Origin of the sequence: Streptosporangium vulgare, from assembly GCF_042428775.1 — a bacterium.
In the GTDB taxonomy this organism is placed as follows: Bacteria; Actinomycetota; Actinomycetes; order Streptosporangiales; family Streptosporangiaceae; genus Streptosporangium; species Streptosporangium vulgare.
This window is the reverse complement of sequence record NZ_JBHMBS010000021.1, coordinates 119,958-135,919: the sequence shown is the minus strand read 5'-3', so window position 1 is coordinate 135,919 and position 15,962 is coordinate 119,958. Positions and strand designations below refer to the sequence as shown.

General features: G+C 73.6%; 11 protein-coding genes and 1 pseudogene. 8 read left to right on the top strand and 4 right to left on the bottom strand.

From position 1 onward, the window contains the following. Nucleotides 1-1,287, top strand: a complete 1,287-nt coding sequence (locus ACFFRH_RS32730; protein ID WP_386161264.1) for a polysaccharide pyruvyl transferase family protein — start codon at nucleotides 1-3, stop codon at nucleotides 1,285-1,287. Further along, entirely contained in the window at nucleotides 1,284-3,113 is a 1,830-nt protein-coding gene (locus tag ACFFRH_RS32725) for a B12-binding domain-containing radical SAM protein (protein WP_386161262.1), read from the top strand. The genes ACFFRH_RS32730 and ACFFRH_RS32725 overlap by 4 nt, the downstream gene beginning before the upstream one ends. Here the strand turns inward: ACFFRH_RS32725 and ACFFRH_RS32720 are convergent. From ACFFRH_RS32720 to ACFFRH_RS32705, 4 genes and pseudogenes are all read right to left on the bottom strand, one after another. After that, nucleotides 3,024-5,954 carry a helix-turn-helix transcriptional regulator gene (locus tag ACFFRH_RS32720; protein WP_344744116.1) on the bottom strand — a complete coding sequence of 977 codons (2,931 nt, stop codon included), beginning with the start codon at nucleotides 5,952-5,954 and terminating at the stop codon, nucleotides 3,024-3,026. The genes ACFFRH_RS32725 and ACFFRH_RS32720 overlap by 90 nt on opposite strands. Nucleotides 5,955-5,956: 2 nt before the next feature. Continuing rightward, the gene (locus ACFFRH_RS32715) at nucleotides 5,957-6,802 is read right to left on the bottom strand and encodes an ABC transporter permease (protein ID WP_344744115.1); all 846 of its coding nucleotides are present in this window, start codon (nucleotides 6,800-6,802) and stop codon (nucleotides 5,957-5,959) included. Between the two features lie 97 nt (nucleotides 6,803-6,899). Then, nucleotides 6,900-7,853 carry an ABC transporter ATP-binding protein gene (locus tag ACFFRH_RS32710; protein WP_344744114.1) on the bottom strand — a complete coding sequence of 318 codons (954 nt, stop codon included), beginning with the start codon at nucleotides 7,851-7,853 and terminating at the stop codon, nucleotides 6,900-6,902. A gap of 236 nt (nucleotides 7,854-8,089) precedes the next feature. Further along, nucleotides 8,090-9,274: pseudogene (locus ACFFRH_RS32705) on the bottom strand (RNA-guided endonuclease InsQ/TnpB family protein); the annotation flags it as partial. A gap of 122 nt (nucleotides 9,275-9,396) precedes the next feature. Here ACFFRH_RS32705 and ACFFRH_RS32700 point away from each other — a divergent pair. Genes ACFFRH_RS32700 through ACFFRH_RS32675 form a run of 6 tightly spaced genes read left to right on the top strand, consistent with a single transcriptional unit; the run spans nucleotide 9,397 to nucleotide 15,927 of the window. Next, on the top strand, nucleotides 9,397-10,062 hold the full coding sequence (locus ACFFRH_RS32700; RefSeq protein WP_386161260.1) for an iron-containing redox enzyme family protein: 666 nt from the start codon (nucleotides 9,397-9,399) through the stop codon (nucleotides 10,060-10,062). Then, a complete protein-coding gene (locus ACFFRH_RS32695) occupies nucleotides 10,062-11,264 on the top strand; it encodes a radical SAM protein (protein WP_386161280.1) in 1,203 nt (400 codons plus the stop codon). The genes ACFFRH_RS32700 and ACFFRH_RS32695 overlap by 1 nt, the downstream gene beginning before the upstream one ends. Then, entirely contained in the window at nucleotides 11,254-11,442 is a 189-nt protein-coding gene (locus ACFFRH_RS32690) for an aroma-sacti cluster domain-containing protein (RefSeq protein ID WP_344744109.1), read from the top strand. The genes ACFFRH_RS32695 and ACFFRH_RS32690 overlap by 11 nt, the downstream gene beginning before the upstream one ends. Before the next feature lie 12 nt (nucleotides 11,443-11,454). Beyond that, complete coding sequence (locus ACFFRH_RS32685; RefSeq protein ID WP_386161257.1) at nucleotides 11,455-14,466, top strand: adenylate/guanylate cyclase domain-containing protein; 3,012 nt, start codon at nucleotides 11,455-11,457, stop codon at nucleotides 14,464-14,466. Further along, nucleotides 14,463-15,290, top strand: a complete 828-nt coding sequence (locus tag ACFFRH_RS32680) for a S8 family peptidase (RefSeq protein ID WP_386161255.1) — start codon at nucleotides 14,463-14,465, stop codon at nucleotides 15,288-15,290. The genes ACFFRH_RS32685 and ACFFRH_RS32680 overlap by 4 nt, the downstream gene beginning before the upstream one ends. Continuing rightward, nucleotides 15,274-15,927: a GAF domain-containing protein gene (locus tag ACFFRH_RS32675; RefSeq protein WP_344744106.1), complete on the top strand. Its 654-nt coding sequence runs from the start codon at nucleotides 15,274-15,276 to the stop codon at nucleotides 15,925-15,927. The genes ACFFRH_RS32680 and ACFFRH_RS32675 overlap by 17 nt, the downstream gene beginning before the upstream one ends. The last annotated feature ends 35 nt before the right edge of the window (nucleotides 15,928-15,962 follow it).

Genomic DNA, 15,962 nt, shown 5'->3' with positions numbered 1-15,962 from the left:
ATGTCCCAGCGGATCGCGATCTGGGCGGGCAGCAGCCTGCCCAACGTCGGCGACCGTCTGCTGGCGGCGGTGACCGAGGCCCAGCTGTCACGCCGCCTGCCGGACGCCGTCTTCCGGCACTTCTGCCCGTGGAGCACCGCGGCCGGCCCCGCGCCGCTCCGGGTGGACCGGGACGGGCGCTGGCCCGGCGCGGGCTCGTTCGACGCCGTCGTGATGGCGGGCGGCCTGTGGAGCGGCCCGCCGTTCCGGCACCCGATCATGCAGGTGTTCTGCCTGGGCCCCGACCCGGAGGCGTTCGATCCGGGCGTGTGGGTCGCCTGGCACGGCGTGGGACTGCAGGACGACACCCCGGCGCCCGCGCGTGACGACTGGCGCGGCTACCTGGGGGCGGTCCGGGAACGGATCGACCACCTGACCGTGCGCAGCCGGGCGGCCGCCCGGCGGATGGACGACGCGACGGGCGTGCCGGGCACGGTGGTCGTCCCCGACCCGGCCTTCGCGCTGGAGCCCCTGCCGCCCCGGGCCACCCGGGCCGCCCGGTCCGGACGGCGCCGCCGGCCGCTGATCGGCGTCGCCGTCGGCGCCCCGGGGGTGACCTCGCAGCTGGTCACCCACCTCGTCGGCCGCGGCCTCTCCGCGCGGGACACGGCCGACCCGGCATTGTGCGTACCGCCGGAGCAGGTCATGGCCGAGGCGTCGGCGCCCGGCGCGCGCGCCGCGGCGCTGGGGTTCGTGACGGAGCTGGGCCTCACCCTGATCGAGCTCGCCGCCTTCGCCGACATCGAGTTCATCACGGTGCCCAACATCTACGGCGACGAGGAGGCCGGTGCCAGGTTCGCCCGGGCGGTGCCGCGCGCCCGCACCCGGGAGGTCCGCCTTCCCGGCGTCTCCGGTGACGGCATCGGCGCGTCCACCGGGGCCGACGAGCTCACCGAGGCCTTCGCCCGCTGTGACCTCGTCCTCGTCTCCCGCTACCACAGCGCGATCCTCGCGCTGCGCGGCGCGACCCCGTTCGTGGCGGTCGATCCCTTCTGGAGCCGCCGCAACGGCACGAGCAAGCTGCACGAGCTCACCACCGAGCTGGGCATGGCGCACCGCTACTGGACGCACCACGACACGCATCCCACCGAGGACCTCCTCGGGATCGTGGAGCGCGCGCTGGACGACGACCCGATCGAGGCCGCCGCCTACCGGGACACCCACGCGCGGGCGAGGGCCGCCTTCGACCGGCTCGCCGAGGGGCTGCGCTCCGCCCGGCCGACAGTGACACTGGGGAGATCGTCATGACCCTTAAGACCGTACTCGTCTACTCCAACGACGACGGGTTCTCGCTGGGGGTCGAGCTGATCCGGGCGGCCGTGGCCGAGCGGGTCTCCCCGTCGGAGGTCGAGCACCGGGTCTGGTTCCACGAGGACGTGGGCAGCCTGGCCGAGGACTACCTGGGGCACTACAACGCCTTCATGGCGCGGCTGTTCGACTACCGGCCGGACGTGATCTCCTTCTCCGCGTTCGTGTGGAACCACGACGAGTTCACGCGGATGGGGCGCATCGTCAAGCGGCACCTGCCGGACTGCCGCGTCGTGTGGGGCGGCGCCCAGGCCAACTCCCGGCGGATGGCCGCCCACCTGCTGCGCGAGTACCCGTGGCTGGACCTGGTCCTGCGCGGCGAGGCCGAGGAGGCGTACCCGGAGCTGCTGGAGACCCTGGCGCGGGACGGCGACCTGGGCGCGGTGGCGGGCGTCACCCGGCGGGCCGACGGCGAGCCCGTGCACAACGACGACCCGCCCGACGTCGACCTGGGCTCGCTGCCGCTGGTCTTCACCGCCGACAGGCTCCCCCTGGAGCCGATCCTGCGGCGCAGGCCCGGCGCGGTGCTGGCGTACGAGACGGGCCGGGGGTGCCGGCAGAAGTGCAGGTTCTGCCTCTACAGCGCTCCGAAGCTCCGCGCGTTCCCCATGGAGCGGATCGAGCGCGAGCTGTCCTACCTGCTGGACGCGGGCATCCCCTACCTGCGGATGTGCGACGCGCACCTGGGCATCTCACGGCACCGGGCCATGGAGATCTTCGAGATCGTCGCCGAGCACAACCGGGGAACGGTGGTGGACGTCTACCCGGACGTCAAGCACGTCGACCTCGACTACGTGCGGGCGATGAACCGCGCCGGGTGCCGCGTGATCACTCTGGGCATCCAGTCGTCCGACGCCGACACCCTGCAGCTGGCGGCCCGCAGGTTCGACCGGGGACGGTTCGCCCAGGCCGCCTCCCTCATCCGCCGCCACCACAACCACGCCCTGGCCGCGGACATCATCATCGGCATGCCGGGCGACAACGCGGACAAGGTTCGCGACAGCGTGCGGTTCGCCTACGAGAGCGGCGTGGAGAAGGTGCACTTCGCACCGCTGATGGCCTTCCCGGGAACCGACTACTTCGAGTACGCGGAGCAGTACGGGATCGAGTTCTTCGACTTCCAGCCGCCGCTCGTCGTCAAGTCGCGCGGTTTCAGCGCCGAGGACTACCAGCGGGCGATGGTCTTCGCCGGGCGGGTCGAGGCGCTGCAGGACTCCGCGCCCACGCTGCTGCGCTGTCTCATCTCGGCCCCGGACTGCGACGTCGCGGCCTGGGCCGAGCGCCTCGACATGGGCTCGGGGGCCGACCCGGTGCCGCGCGTCGAGGAGGCGGAACTGCCGCCCGAGGTGAGGCGGCTGCTGCTCGACGGGCTCGCCTGGGACGCCGCGGTCCGCGCCCAGCGGGCGACGACCGCGCAGGACCCGCCGGGACTCGCCGACGACACGCTCGTCGAGGGCGTCACGCCGGACGCCGTCCACTGGGCGGACCACCCCGTCCACCTGCTGCTGCGCGACTTCACGCTCACCTTCGACGCGCTGCCCCGCGAGCGCCAGGGCTACCTGTTCCCCCGGGGCGGCGCCGTGGGCTACCCGCTGGGCGGGCCGCTGCTGGCGGCCTTCGAGGCGGCGGCCCCGGGGATCACGGTCGGCGAGTGGCGGGACAAGACGCGGGCGGGCTCAGCCACCGAGCTGACCCGTGAGGTATGTGACTCCGCCTTCAGGATCCTGCACGCCACCGGGGTCGTCGCGCTGCGCAGGGAGGGCTGAGTCCTGGCCGAGGTCCCTGCCGAAGTCCTGGCCGAGATCCCGTCCGAGGTCCCTGCCAAGATCCTGGCCGAGGTCTCGACCAGGATCCCGGCCGCGCAGGGATCTGGCGCGCGAGTCGTACTCGCGGGCCAGATCCCTGCGCGAGGACAGGCCCAGTTTGGCGAACACGCTGGACAGCTGGGCCTGTACCGTGCGGGGCGACACGAACAGCTTCGCGCCGATCTCGCGGTTGGTCAGCCCGCCGGACGCCAGCAGGGCCACCTGGCGTTCCGCCCTGGTCAGAGCCGCCCAGCCGACCCCCTGGCCACGCGGCCCCCGGCCCCGTCCCGCGTAGGTGACGGCCTGGCCGACGTCCAGCCCGGCGCCCTCCTCCCACAGGGCGGCGAATCCCCCCGCGCCCAGCGCGGCCCGTACCCCGGCCAGGTCCGCCTCGTGCTGCGGCGCCACCGCCGGGGGCCGCGACAGCCCCAGCCGGTCGCGCAGCGACTGGGCCGCGCCGAACAGCCTCGCGGCGTGCTCGTGGCGGCGGTGCCCGGCCGCGAGCCCGGCCATCGCCTCCAGCGAGTCGGCCGTCTGCGCGCGCAGCCCCATGGCGGCTCCGGCCCGCAGCGCCGAGTGGTGCGCGGAGGCGGCACGGGACGGATCGTCGCGCCGGGTGACGTTGCCGAGGGTGAACAGGCACCGCCAGGCGAGCGGACGGTCGTCGGTCTCCCGGGCGCGCGCCATGGCCTCCTCGGCGAAGGTGAGGGCCGAGGAGGCTGAGGAGGCCGAGGAGCCCGAGGAGGTGCCGCCGGAGCCCAGGATCGCGGCGCCCAGACCGGCCAGCCCCATCGCCGCCAGCCGGGCTGCGGTGCGCTCGCCCACCTCGACGACCTCGGAGAACACCTCCCTCGCCGCCTCGTACTCACCGATGTCGAGCAGCATCCTGCCGAGCGTGTCGAGGCAGTCGCCGAGCAGCGGCGGGGAGTCCGCGGAACGGGCGATCGCGACCGCCTCGGCGAGCCGCTCCCTGGCCGGTCCGTAGTGACCGCGGCAGGCGGCCACCTCCCCCAGCCCCCTGAGCACCGCGGCCCTCCCCCAGACGTCGCCCATCCGGTCGGCGGCGGCCAGGCTCTGGCCGAGCGCGCTCTCGGCCTCCCCGTACTCGCCCTGGTAGACGGCGACCTGCGCCATGGCGAGCAGGCCCATCTCCAGGCTCAGCTCCGAGCCGCGCCTGCGGCCGACGGTGACGCACCGCTCCAGGGCCGCGCGGGCCCCGGCGAGGTCGCCGGAGGCGAGGAGGGCGCGGCCGAGCAGGACGAGGGGCACCCCGCTCCAGCCGTGACCCATCGGGCCCATCGGGGCCCTGCCCCGGGCCGCGAGCTCGGTGAGGGTGGGGCCCGCGGACGCGGGCTCGCCCATCGTCCGCAGGCCGGCCAGCACCGCCAGCGCCCGCGTCTGCCCGGCCTCGTCCCCCAGCTCGCGGAACATCGCCAGCGACCGGCGGCAGGCGTCGGAGGCGTCGGCGTACTCGCCCAGGGCGCAGGAGAGCACCGCGCCGCTCAGCTCCGCGGCGGCCAGCACCTCCGCGCGGTCCACGTCGCCCGACGAGACCAGCGAGGCGATCCAGCCGCGCCCCTCACGCGGGCGGCCCCGCAGGATCCAGTACGTCTCCAGCGCGCTCGCCAGCCGGGCCCCGACCGTCGTCGATCCTCCGGAGGTGCACCAGCGCAGCACCGCCCGCATGTTGGCGTAGGCGGCCTCGATACGTTCCAGGTGCGGCGCGGCGGCACCCGTTCCGAGCGCCTCCGCCGCCCGTTCGGCCAGCGCCGCGTAGTACTCGGCGTGACGCGCCCGCACGGTCTCGATCTCGTCGGCGGCGCGCAGTTCCTGCCGGGCGTAGGCGCGCACGACCCGCAGCAGCCGGTAGCGGGTCACGGCGCCGCTGGTGTCGCACTCGACGAGGGACCTGGACACGAGCATGGCCAGGAGGTCGACGACGGAGTCCGGCCTGATGCCCGCGCCCGCGCAGATCCCCTCCACGTCGTCGATGACGAACCCGTCCTCGAACACCGCGAGCCTGCGCAGCAGCAGCCGCTCGCCGCCGGGCAGCATCTCGTGGCTCCAGCCGATCGCCGCCTCCAGCGACCTGTGCCTGGGGTGGGCGGTGCGGTTCCCCCCGGCCAGCAGCCGGAGCGGGTCGTCGAGCCGCTCGGCGATCTGCGCCGGCGACAGCATGATCGAGCGTGCCGCGGCCAGCTCGACGGCGAGCGGCAGGCCGTCGAGGCGGCGGCAGATCTCCCGCACCGCGTCCACGGTCTCCGGGGTGGCGGGCCGCCCCTGCGCGGCGGCGCGCTCGGCGAACAGGCGAGCCGACAGCCCCAGGTCCAGCGGGGCGAGGCGGCACGTCACCTCACCGGGGACGCCCAGCGGCTCCCTGCTGGTGGCCAGCACGCCGAGCCCCGGGTGGGTGCCGAGCAGTTCCGGGACGATCACGGCACACCGGTCGGCGACGTGCTCGCAGGTGTCGAGCACGAGCAGCGAGGGACCCTCGCCGGGGACGACGCCCAGCTCCGCGAGGCCCGGACCGGGAGGCCAGGGGGCGGTGGCGCCGGTGGAGGCGGTCACGACGGGAACGGCGGGGCCGGCGAAACCGGCGGTCAGGTCGCGGAACCAGACACCGCCCGGATAGGCGTCGGCCCAGGCGCGGGTGTACGCGTGCGCCAGCCGGGTCTTGCCGACGCCCGGCGCGCCGGTGAGCGTGACCAGCCGCGCCGAACCGAGCAGTCGGCGCAGGTCGGCGAGTTCGGTGTCGCGGCCGACGGGGCCGCCGGACCAGTCCCGGGGCAGATCGTCGCCCACCGCTAGCCCACCAGACGCCGGGAGAACGACCGCAGCGACAGCGCGCCCGTGGCGAGCGTTCCCACGACGAGGACGGCGAGCGAGGCCGCCTCGGGCATGTGCGGGACGGCGGGACTCAGCGCGCCGCGCAGCGCCTCGCTCACGTAGACGAGCGGGTTCGCCAGGACGATCGTCTGCAGCCACGGGATCGCCTCCAGCGCGGCCCAGGGGTAGTACACGCAGCCGAGCATCATGAGCGGCACGATGAAGATCGCGAACAGGGTACTGAGCTGCTGGGGCGGGAGCAGCGTGCCGATGAGCAGGCCGATGCAGGCCGTCAGGAGGGACGACAGCACCAGGACCGCGATCAGCAGCGGCCAGCGCCCGAAGTCGATGTTCGGGGCCTCGCCCGGCGCGTGCACGAACAGCACGGCGAGGAAGACGACCACCGCCGCGATCACTCCCTGGATCGCGCCCGCGACGATCTTCTCGACGCCGACGACCCAGACGGGGATCGGCGCCAGCGCCCTGTCGTCGATCTCCTTGGTGTACGAGAGCTCCATGACCAGCGGGGTCGTCACGGCGAAGATGCCCTGGAGCACGATGCCCGAGGCGACCAGGCCGGGGACCAGGATCGTGGTGAACGTCTCCGCGCGCCCGTCCGCCGAGAGCCCCTGGCCCGCCCCGTACCCGATCCGCGGCAGGACCACGGCGAAGACGAAGATGAACAGGACGGGCTGGACCACGGTACGGGCCATGAAGGAGCGCAGGTCCCGCCGCAGCACCCGGAGGTCGCGGGCGAGCAGCGCGCCGAAGGTGTGCGCGTAGCGGCGTGACGCGGCCGGGGGCGCGATGGTCGATGCCGTCATCGAATCTCCTTGAGCGTGGAGCCCCCGGGCCTCGGCGCCGGGGCTGAACCGCGGCGCGGTGCCCGCGTGGTTCGGGACGTTCTTCGCGGGGAGGTGGTCAATCCCGGTACTCCCGCCCGGTCAGGGCGAGGAACACGGTTTCGAGGCTGGGCCGGACGACCCGTACGTCGGCGAGCGGCAGCCCGGCGTCCTGGCCCATGCTCACCAGGACCGCCAGGACGCCCTCGGGGGCCGGGGTGAAGACACGCAGCCGGTTGTCGGCGACCTCGGCGCCCGCGACGCCCGCCAGCTGCCCGGCCTGCGCGACGATCTTCTCCGGGTCGCCGTCGTAGGTCAGGGTCAGTACGGTCCGCAGGCTGGTGGACGCCTTGAGCTCGGCGAGCGTCCCGCAGGCCAGGACCGTCCCGTGGTCGACGATCGCGACCCTGTCGCAGAGCTCCTCGGCCTCCTCCATGTAGTGGGTCGACAGGACGACGGTCTGGCCCCCGTCACGGATCTCCCGCAGGGTGTCCCACAGGTTCACCCGGGTCTGGGGGTCCAGGCCCGAGGTGGGCTCGTCGAGGAAGAGGATGTCCGGCCGGTGCATCAGCGCCCGCGCGATCATGACGCGCTGCGCCTGCCCGCCCGACATCTCGTTGATCTTGGCTTTGGCGCGGGAGCCCAGGCCGAACCGCTCCAGCAGCTCGGTCGCCCGCCGCCTGGCCTCCCGCGCGGGCAGCCCGGCGTAGCGGCCCCGGAACTCCAGGTTCTCGTGCGCGGTGAGCTGCCGGTCGAGGTTGTTGTACTGGGCCACGACGCCGATGCGGCGCTTGACCGCGATGGGGTCGCGCACCACGTCCGCGCCGCCCACCCTCGCCGTGCCGCCCGTCGGGGCGATCCTGGTGGTGAGCATCCCGATCGTCGTCGTCTTCCCCGCCCCGTTGGGCCCGAGGAGGCCGAACAGCTCGCCCTCCCGCACCCGCAGGGTGAGCCCGGCCACCGCCTCGGTCACCCCGGACGAGTTCGTGTAGGTCTTGCGCAGTTCGCTGGTCTCGACCGCGACGTCCGCCATATCCGGCTCCCTCTTCGGCACGTGGCGCCCAGTGTGGGATCGCCCGGTTAAGTCCCGCCTTGGGAACGGTTGGAATCCGGTTTGAGACGTCGCGATCCTCCTGGCCAGGAGTGGCACCAGGCATTTCCATACCGGATCCCAACCGTTATCCAACCGGCCGAGCCGACACTTCGTTCAGACGACGGGAGCTCGTTGACTTCGTCCCCCTCGCAAACGAGGGGGATTCCCACGATCGCCCGTGAGAGTTCCTGCTTCATCGCCGGTCGCCCGCCAGAGAGGACTCTGTGAGGTCTTACACCAGCTCCACAGGCGTTTCACCTCTCCGCCAGCCCGGCGGCGAGGATGTTCTTCGCGGCGTTGACGTCCCGGTCGTGGATGGCGCCGCAGGCGCACGCCCAGTCCCGGACGCCCAACGGCATGGACCGCTGAATCGCGCCGCACGCCGAGCACAGCTTCGAGGAGGGAAACCAGCGGTCGACGACGACCAGCTCCCGCCCGTACCAGGCCGCTTTGTACTCCAGCATGGTCCGCATCTGGCGCCAGGAGGCATCGGAAACAGCGCGTGCCAGGCTGTGGTTCTTCACCACGTTGCGTACGGTGAGGTCTTCGATCACGACCGTTTGGTTCTCACGGACGAGACGTGTGGTGACCTTGTGCAGGTGATCGCGGCGCCGATCGGTGATGCGGGCGTGGATGCGGGCGACCGCGAGCTTGGCCTTGGCCCGGTTCGCAGACCCCTTCTCCTTGCGGGCGAGGTTGCGCTGAGCCGTGGCGAGCTTGCGCCGGTCGGCCCGCTCATGCTTCGGGTTAACGATCTTCTCTCCGGTGGAGAGCGTCGCCAACGCCGTGATCCCCGCATCCACGCCAACCCTGCTGGTCGTCGGGGGAAGAGGGGAGATGCGGTCCTCGCAGAGGATCGCCACGAACCACCGACCCGCCGCGTCCTTGGACACGGTCACCGTGGACGGCTGCGCCCCCTCGGGCAGGGGGCGCGACCACACGATGTCCAGCGGCCCGTCCATCTTCGCGAGGGTGATCTGGCCGCCCCGGTAGGTGAACGCCGAGCGGGTGTACTCGGCGCTGAGCCGGGACTTCTTGCGGGACTTGAACGTCGGGTACTTCGCGCGCTTGACGAAGAAGTTCGTGAACGCCGCCTGGAGGTGACGCAATGCCTGCTGAAGCGGGACCGAGGAGACCTCGTTCAGGAACGCGAGGTCTTCGGTTTTCTTCCAGTCGGTCAGCGCGGCCGACGACTCCACGTAGGAAACCTTCCGGCCTTCCAGCATGTAAGCGCGGCTGCGGTCTTCGAGGGCTTTGTTGTAGACCAGGCGAACGCAGCCGAACGTGCGAGACAGCTCTGCTACCTGCTCGTTCGTCGGGTAGAAGCGGAACCTGAACGCCCGCTTCACGATCTGCGCCACGCCTCATACCCTGCCGCAAGATCAGGTGACTGTGGGCGTGTATTCGATTTCGGCCCTGTGCGGCACCGTGGCGCGTTTCCTCCCCGGCCTGAAGTCCGGGGTCTCCGCGCTGGAGGTATCCGGTGACACCCAGCACCATCCTGCGGGCGAAGATCGACCTGACCGGTCACGCGCTCCGGAGCGCGGGAGGCTCGCTGTGGCGGGCCTCCGACCCGCGACGGCGCTACCGCGACTACCTGTGCGCGATGCACATGGTCATCAGGGCTTCGGTGCCGCTGCTGCGGGTCGCGGCGGCCAGGTCCGCGGAGCTGGGCGAGGCGGAGCTGGCCACGTATCTGGAGCGGCACGCGGAGGAGGAGACCGGTCACGACGACTGGCTGCTGGAGGACCTGGCGCTGATCGACCCCTCCGCGGACGTACGGCGCGACACGCCGCCCCCGTCGGTGGCCGGGCTCGTCGGGGCCCAGTACTACTGGGTGCTGCACCACCACCCCGTCGCCCTGCTCGGGTACATCGCGGTGCTCGAGGGCGAGGCGCCCTCCCCCGCCCTGCTCGAACACATCGAGCGGAGCACGGGATACCCGCGGGCGGCGTTCCGCACGCTGTGGCGGCACGCCGCGCTGGACCCCGGGCACCGCGACGACCTCGACCGGATGCTCGACGGCCTGCCGGCGGTGCGGGAGCGGCAGGCCGCCGTCGGGACCAGCGCCCTGCACACCGTGCGCGCGGCGGCCGAGCTGCTGCGCGAGCTGGCCGGCGAGCCCGCCGAGGTGCTCTCGTGCACCTGATGGACATCCTGGCGCTGCGCCCCGTCCCCGCCGCCGGGGTGCTCATGGCGATCACCCGGCGGTGCCCGCTGCGCTGCCGCCACTGCTCGACCGGCTCGCTGCCCGCCTCCGAGGAACACCCCGGGGAGGTCTTCCAGCGCTTCGCCGGGACGTTCGCGGCGGGGGACGGGCCTCGGCTGGTCATGCTCACCGGGGGCGAGCCGCTGCTCCGGCCGCGCCTGGCTCGTTCCCTGGCCGAGGCCGCCGCCCGCGGCGGTGCCCGCACGATGATCCTGTCGGGCATGTTCTTCGCCCCGCGGGTGCCCCCCGCCGCTGGTGAGGCGGTCCGGATCCCTCCCGCGATCGCCGGGGCGATCGACGCGGCCGACCACTTCTCCGCCAGCCTGGACGCCTTCCACGAGGAGGAGGTGCCCAGGGAGAGCGTCTTCGCGGTCATGCGGGCGCTGCTGGCGCGGGGCAAGGACCTCAGCTTCCACGTCACGGGGACCGGGCCCGGCGACCCCTACCTGCGCGACGTCACCGCGGCGGTCCGGCGCGAGTTCGGCGACCGGGTGCCGATGCTGGTGGGCCGGGTACGACCCGTCGGCCGGGCCCGCGCCACCGCGCCCGGCACGCCCTCGGTCTCCGCCGCGCCGGCCGGGGCCGCCTCGCGCTCCGCGGCCGCCGGGGCGCCGACGGCCCCCGTGACCGGCCCGCTCACCGGAACCGGAACCGGAACCGGAACCGCGACCGCCCGGAGCGCAACCGGAACCAGAACCGCGACCGGGACCGCCGGGAGCGCGCTGCCGTGCGCGATGGCCGCCTGGCCGGCCGTCGGGTTCGACGGGACGATCACCGCGTGCTGCAACCAGGACGTCGTCGACCACCGTCCCGTCCCCGGCCACCTGCGCCTGGGACACGCGGGCACCGACGACTGGGGCACGGTCAGGGAACGCTGCCTGGAGTCCGGCGTGCTGCGCGCCCTGAGAACGTACGGCCCGCTGTGGCTGGCCGGCGCCCCGCCGGAGCGGGGGTACTGCGAGACCTGCCGGACGCTGGACGTGCCGCCTCCCGCGCGGACGCCCGCCACCGCCTTCGTGGAGCGGCGGGTCCTCGACCTTCAGCTGGCCGGCGGCGGGACGGGGTTCGCCAGGCGGTACGGATGCCCTCCCTACGACGACCTCGTGTCACTCGGCCACCCTGAGAGGGACCATGACCTTTGACCCTGTTCACGAATTGGCCCGCGCGGGGATCGACCTCGCCCTCGTCAGCCCCGAGCAGCGCGAGGTCGTCCTCTCGCTGAGCGAGGCCGAGGTCGCCCTCCTGGCCTCCATCCACGAGCGGCTGAGGGACGGCGCGCCCGAGGTCGAGGCCCACATCGTCGGCGGACTCCTGTTCTGATCGGGGACGATCATGCGATGCCCTTCCTGCCTGGCCGAGACACCGGGGCGGCCCCGGTTCTGCCCGTCGTGCGGCACCCGTCTCGCCGCGCCGGTGGCGGTGGAGGTGCGCAAGATCGTCACGGTGGTCTTCTGCGACCTGGCCGAGTCCACCGCGCTGAGCGAGCGCCTCGACCCCGAGTCGCTCCGCGCGGTCCTGATCCGCTACTTCACCCTCATGCGCGACCAGCTCGCCTGGCACGGCGGCACCGTGGAGAAGTTCATCGGCGACGCCGTCATGGCCGTCTTCGGCGTCCCTGAGCTGCACGAGGACGACGCGCTGCGCGCCGCCCGCGCGGCGGTGGACATGCGGGCGGCGCTCGAACGCCTCAACGACGACCTCGAACGCGACCTGGGGATCCGGCTCAGGGCCCGCATCGGCGTCAACACCGGCGAGGTCGTCACCTCGGGCCACGCCCACGGCGACCAGGCGCTCGTCGCGGGCGAGGCGGTGAACGCCGCCGCCCGGCTCCAGCAGCTCGCCGGGCCGGGGGAGATCCTGCTCGGGCCCGAGACGTGGCGCCTGGTCGGCCCCTCCGCGGTGGGCGTCGCGGTCGGGCCCCTGGAACTGCGCGGCAAGCGGCATCCGGTCACCGCCTGGCGGCTGGACTCGATGCGCTCCGACGACCCGGCGGTGATCCGGCGGTTCGACATCCCGTTCGTCGACAGGCGGGAGTCGCTGCACGAGCTGGACCGCACCCTGGACGGGATCATCAGCCGGCGCCACTGCCGCATCGTGACGCTGCACGGCGAGGCCGGGGTGGGAAAGACCCGGCTGGCGCGGCTGTGGGCGGAGCGCGCGGGGCGGCGGGGCGTCCTCGTCGGCTCCGGCCGCTGCCGCCCGTACGGGGCGGGGGGAACGCTGCTCGGGGTGGCCGACGCGGTGCGCGAGCTGGTGACGGTGGGCACGCCCGATCCGGAGGCGCTGGCCGTGCTGCGCGACGGCCTCCTGAAGGACGGCACGCCCAACCCCTCCCAGCAGGAGACCTCCTGGGCCCTGCGCAGCGTCCTGGAGAGCCTCGGGCGCTCCACGTACGTGCTGATCGTGCTGGACGACGTGCAGTGGGCGGGCGGGCCGGTCTTCGACATGCTCGGCGAGCTCGCGGAGGAGTTGCGCGACGCGCCGGTGATGGTGCTGTGCGTGGCCCGCTCCGACCTGTTCGACCGCCTGCCGGGCTGGCAGCCCGCCTCCCGGCTGGCGCTGCCCCGCCTCGGGCCGGACGACTCCCGGCTCCTGGTCTCCGAGCTCGCCGAGGTGACGGCGCACGACGGCGCCCTGCTGGAGCGGATCGCCGAGCGCGCCGAGGGCAACCCCCTGTACCTGGAGCAGCTCGTGGCCATGCTCGGCGACGGCGGGGAGCCGCACGGCCTGCCGCTGACCGTGCACGCGCTCATCGCGGCCCGCGTCGAGCGGCTCGGGCCCGACGCCAGGGCGATGCTGGAGTGCGCCACCGTGGTCGGCAGGGAGTTCAGCGTCGAGGAGTTGCGGGCCGTCTCGGGAACCGGCGAGCCGGGCGACCTGCTGGAGGAGCTCGGGCGCAAGTCCTTCGTCGAGCACCGTACGGAGGCGACGTTCCGGTTCGCCAGCGGCCTCATCCAGGAGGTCGTGTACGGCGGCATGGCCAAGCGCCGGCGGGCCGAGTTGCACGAGCGGTTCGCCGGCTGGCTGGCCGCGGGAGAGGGCGGGGACGAGGCCGTCGGCACCCACCTGGAGCAGGCCTACCGGCACCGCGCCGACCTGGGTCCCCCCGACGAGCACACCGTGCGGTTGCGCGGCGAGGCCGCGGCCCGGCTGTCCGGGGCGGGCACGCTCGCGCTGCGCAGGAGCGACCTGTCCAGGGCGGAGAAGCTGCTCAGCAGGGGGGCGGAGCTGCTGGGCCCGGCCCATCCCGGCTGGCTGCAGGTGAGCGGGCGCGTCGCGGAGACCGCGATCACCCTGGGCGACGTCGAGCGGGGGCGGCTGCTGCTCACCGAGGTGCTGGAACGCGCGACGGGCGACGCGGACGCGCTGGTGGCCGCACACGCCTCGCTCTACCTGAGCCACTTCGATCCCGCGGGCTCCTTCGAGGTCGCGCGCCGGGCCATCCCGGTCTTCGAGGTGGCCGGCGACGAGCTGGGGCTGGCCAGGGCCTGGACCCTGGTCGCCCAGGAGGCCCAGGGGCGCGGCAGGTTCGCCGAGACGAGGGGGATGCTGCAGCGCGCCCTGGGGCACGCCGTGCGGTCCGACGCCGAACTGGAACGCGCGACGATCCTGGGCAACATGGCCGCCTCCCTCTGGCTCGGCCCCGAGCCGGCCCCCGTCGCCATCTCCCAGTGCCGCGGCCTGCTGGCCGCGCACGGCAGGGACCGCGGGACCGTACGCGCCGTCGTCCGCTGCCCGCTGGCGGTCCTGCTGGCCACGCGGGGCAAGTTCGACGAGGCCAGGGCCACCCTCGCGGCGGCCGAGCAGTCCTTCGCCGACCTCCGGCACGCCTACGCCGACGCGTTCGTGCCGATCTTCTCCGCGGCCGTCGAGTCGCTGGCCGGGCGCTGGGACGTCGCCGAGGAGCTGCTGCTGCGGGCGTGCGCCAGGGCCGAGGCGCTCGGCGACGCCCAGCTCCTGGTCACCGCCTCGCGCGACCTGGCGGGCACGCTGCTGCGCCGGGGGGACCTGGCCGGGGCCGAGCGGTGGGCGGGCACGGCTCTGGAGGGCTCACCGGTGGACGCGCCGATGAACACGGCCGAGCTGCACGCGATCCGGGCCGAGGTGCTCGCCGCCCGGGGGGCCGAGGACTCCTCCCGCGAGCTCATGGACCTGGCCCTGCGGGAGGCCGGCGGCACCGACTCCCCCGCCTGCCGCGCCGCCGTGCTGCTCGGCAACGCCCGCGGCCTCGCCCTCCTGGGGGCGGACGAGGAGAGCGGGGCGGCGGCGCGCGGCGCGGCGGCCGAGTTCGCGGCCAAGGGGCACCTGGTCGGCAAGGGGTGGGCGGCGGCGGTGCGGCGATGACCACCAACCCGGACCTCACCTGGCGGCTCGGCGCCGAGGACGACATCACCATGTCCGCCGCGGGCAACGCCGCCGTCACCCCGGAGTGGGCCTGGCAGGGCGCCACCGGACGCGGCGTGCGGGTCTGCGTCGTGGACAGCGGGGTCGACCGCGACCACCCGATGCTCGCCCCGGTGCACGCGACCCACGCCGTGGTGACGGGCCCGGACGGCAAGGCCGTCGTGCGGGAGAGCGCCGGCGCCGACAGCTGCGGGCACGGGACGGCGTGCGCCGGGATCATCCGCTCGATCGCGCCCGAATGCGAGCTGCACAGCGTCCAGGTGCTGGGAGCGGGCTTCTCGGGCACGGGCGACGCCCTCGTCACCGGGCTCCGCTGGGCCATCGAGCAGGAGTTCGACGTGGTGAGCCTGAGCCTGTCGACCAACAGGAGACACCTGGCCGAGCCGCTGCGCGAGCTCGGCGACCTGGCCTACTTCCGGCGGACGGTGCTCGTGGCGTCCGCGCACAACCTGCCGGTGGAGAGCTTCCCCTGGCGGTTCTCGTCGGTGATCTCCGTGGGCAGCCACGCCGGGGACGATCCCGGCCTGATCCTCTACAACCCCCGTCCGCCCGTGGAGTTCTTCGCCCACGGATCCGACGTGGAGGTGGCCTGGCCCGGCGGCGGGCGTACCCGGTGCACCGGGAACAGCTTCGCGACCCCCCATGTCGCGGCCCGGTGCGCGCTGATCCTGAGCAAGCACCCCGGGCTCACCCCCTTCCAGGTGAAGAACGTCATGTACCTGACCGCTCAGAACGTGAGGAGGCCCGATGACAGGGAACGGTGAGATGGTCGCGGCCATCTCCGCCGCGGTCGCCGGCTCGGAGAGGGAACACCGGCTCCTGCTCCAGTCGATCGTCGACACGGCGCGTGTCATCTTCGGCGCCAAGGCCAGCTCGATCTTCCTGGTGAACGAGGAGCACGGGGACCTCGTCTTCGAGGCGGTCTCCGGCGAGGGCGAGCAGGTGCTCGTCGGGCGGCGCTTCCCCGCCACGCGGGGCATCGCCGGGTGGGTGCTGAACGCCAGGGACGCGCTGATCGTCGACGACCTCTCGGCGAGCACCGTGTTCGCCCGCGACATCGCCGAGTCGACCGCGTACGTGCCGGGCGGGCTCATGGCGGTGCCGCTCATCCACGACGACGAGGCGCTGGGGGTGCTGGAGGTCCTGGATCCCCACCCGCAGGCGCGGGCGAGCATCGACGAGCTGGCGCTGCTGACGCTCTTCGCCTCGCAGGCGTCGGCGGCACTGCGGATCGTGCAGCGCAACCGCTACGCCCGGCGGGTCCTGGACGGCACCGGGGCCGAGTTCGGCGACCTCGTGTCCATCGTCTCCGCGCTGGCGGGTGGGAGCGCGGGAAGGCGCCAGGCGGGACTGCGCCTGATCGGCTCGCTTCACGAACTCCTGGTTGACAACCAGAGCTGACCAATTCAGGCAGGATTCACCCATTTACTAATACT

Coding starts and splice junctions, on each gene's coding strand:
- ACFFRH_RS32730 (WP_386161264.1), top strand. CDS start 1: ATGTCCCAGCGGATCGCGATCTGGGCGGGCAGCAGCCTGCCCAACGTC.
- ACFFRH_RS32725 (WP_386161262.1), top strand. CDS start 1,284: ATGACCCTTAAGACCGTACTCGTCTACTCCAACGACGACGGGTTCTCG.
- ACFFRH_RS32715 (WP_344744115.1), bottom strand. CDS start 6,802: ATGACGGCATCGACCATCGCGCCCCCGGCCGCGTCACGCCGCTACGCG.
- ACFFRH_RS32710 (WP_344744114.1), bottom strand. CDS start 7,853: ATGGCGGACGTCGCGGTCGAGACCAGCGAACTGCGCAAGACCTACACG.
- ACFFRH_RS32695 (WP_386161280.1), top strand. CDS start 10,062: ATGGACATCCTGGCGCTGCGCCCCGTCCCCGCCGCCGGGGTGCTCATG.
- ACFFRH_RS32690 (WP_344744109.1), top strand. CDS start 11,254: ATGACCTTTGACCCTGTTCACGAATTGGCCCGCGCGGGGATCGACCTC.
- ACFFRH_RS32685 (WP_386161257.1), top strand. CDS start 11,455: ATGCGATGCCCTTCCTGCCTGGCCGAGACACCGGGGCGGCCCCGGTTC.
- ACFFRH_RS32680 (WP_386161255.1), top strand. CDS start 14,463: ATGACCACCAACCCGGACCTCACCTGGCGGCTCGGCGCCGAGGACGAC.
- ACFFRH_RS32675 (WP_344744106.1), top strand. CDS start 15,274: ATGACAGGGAACGGTGAGATGGTCGCGGCCATCTCCGCCGCGGTCGCC.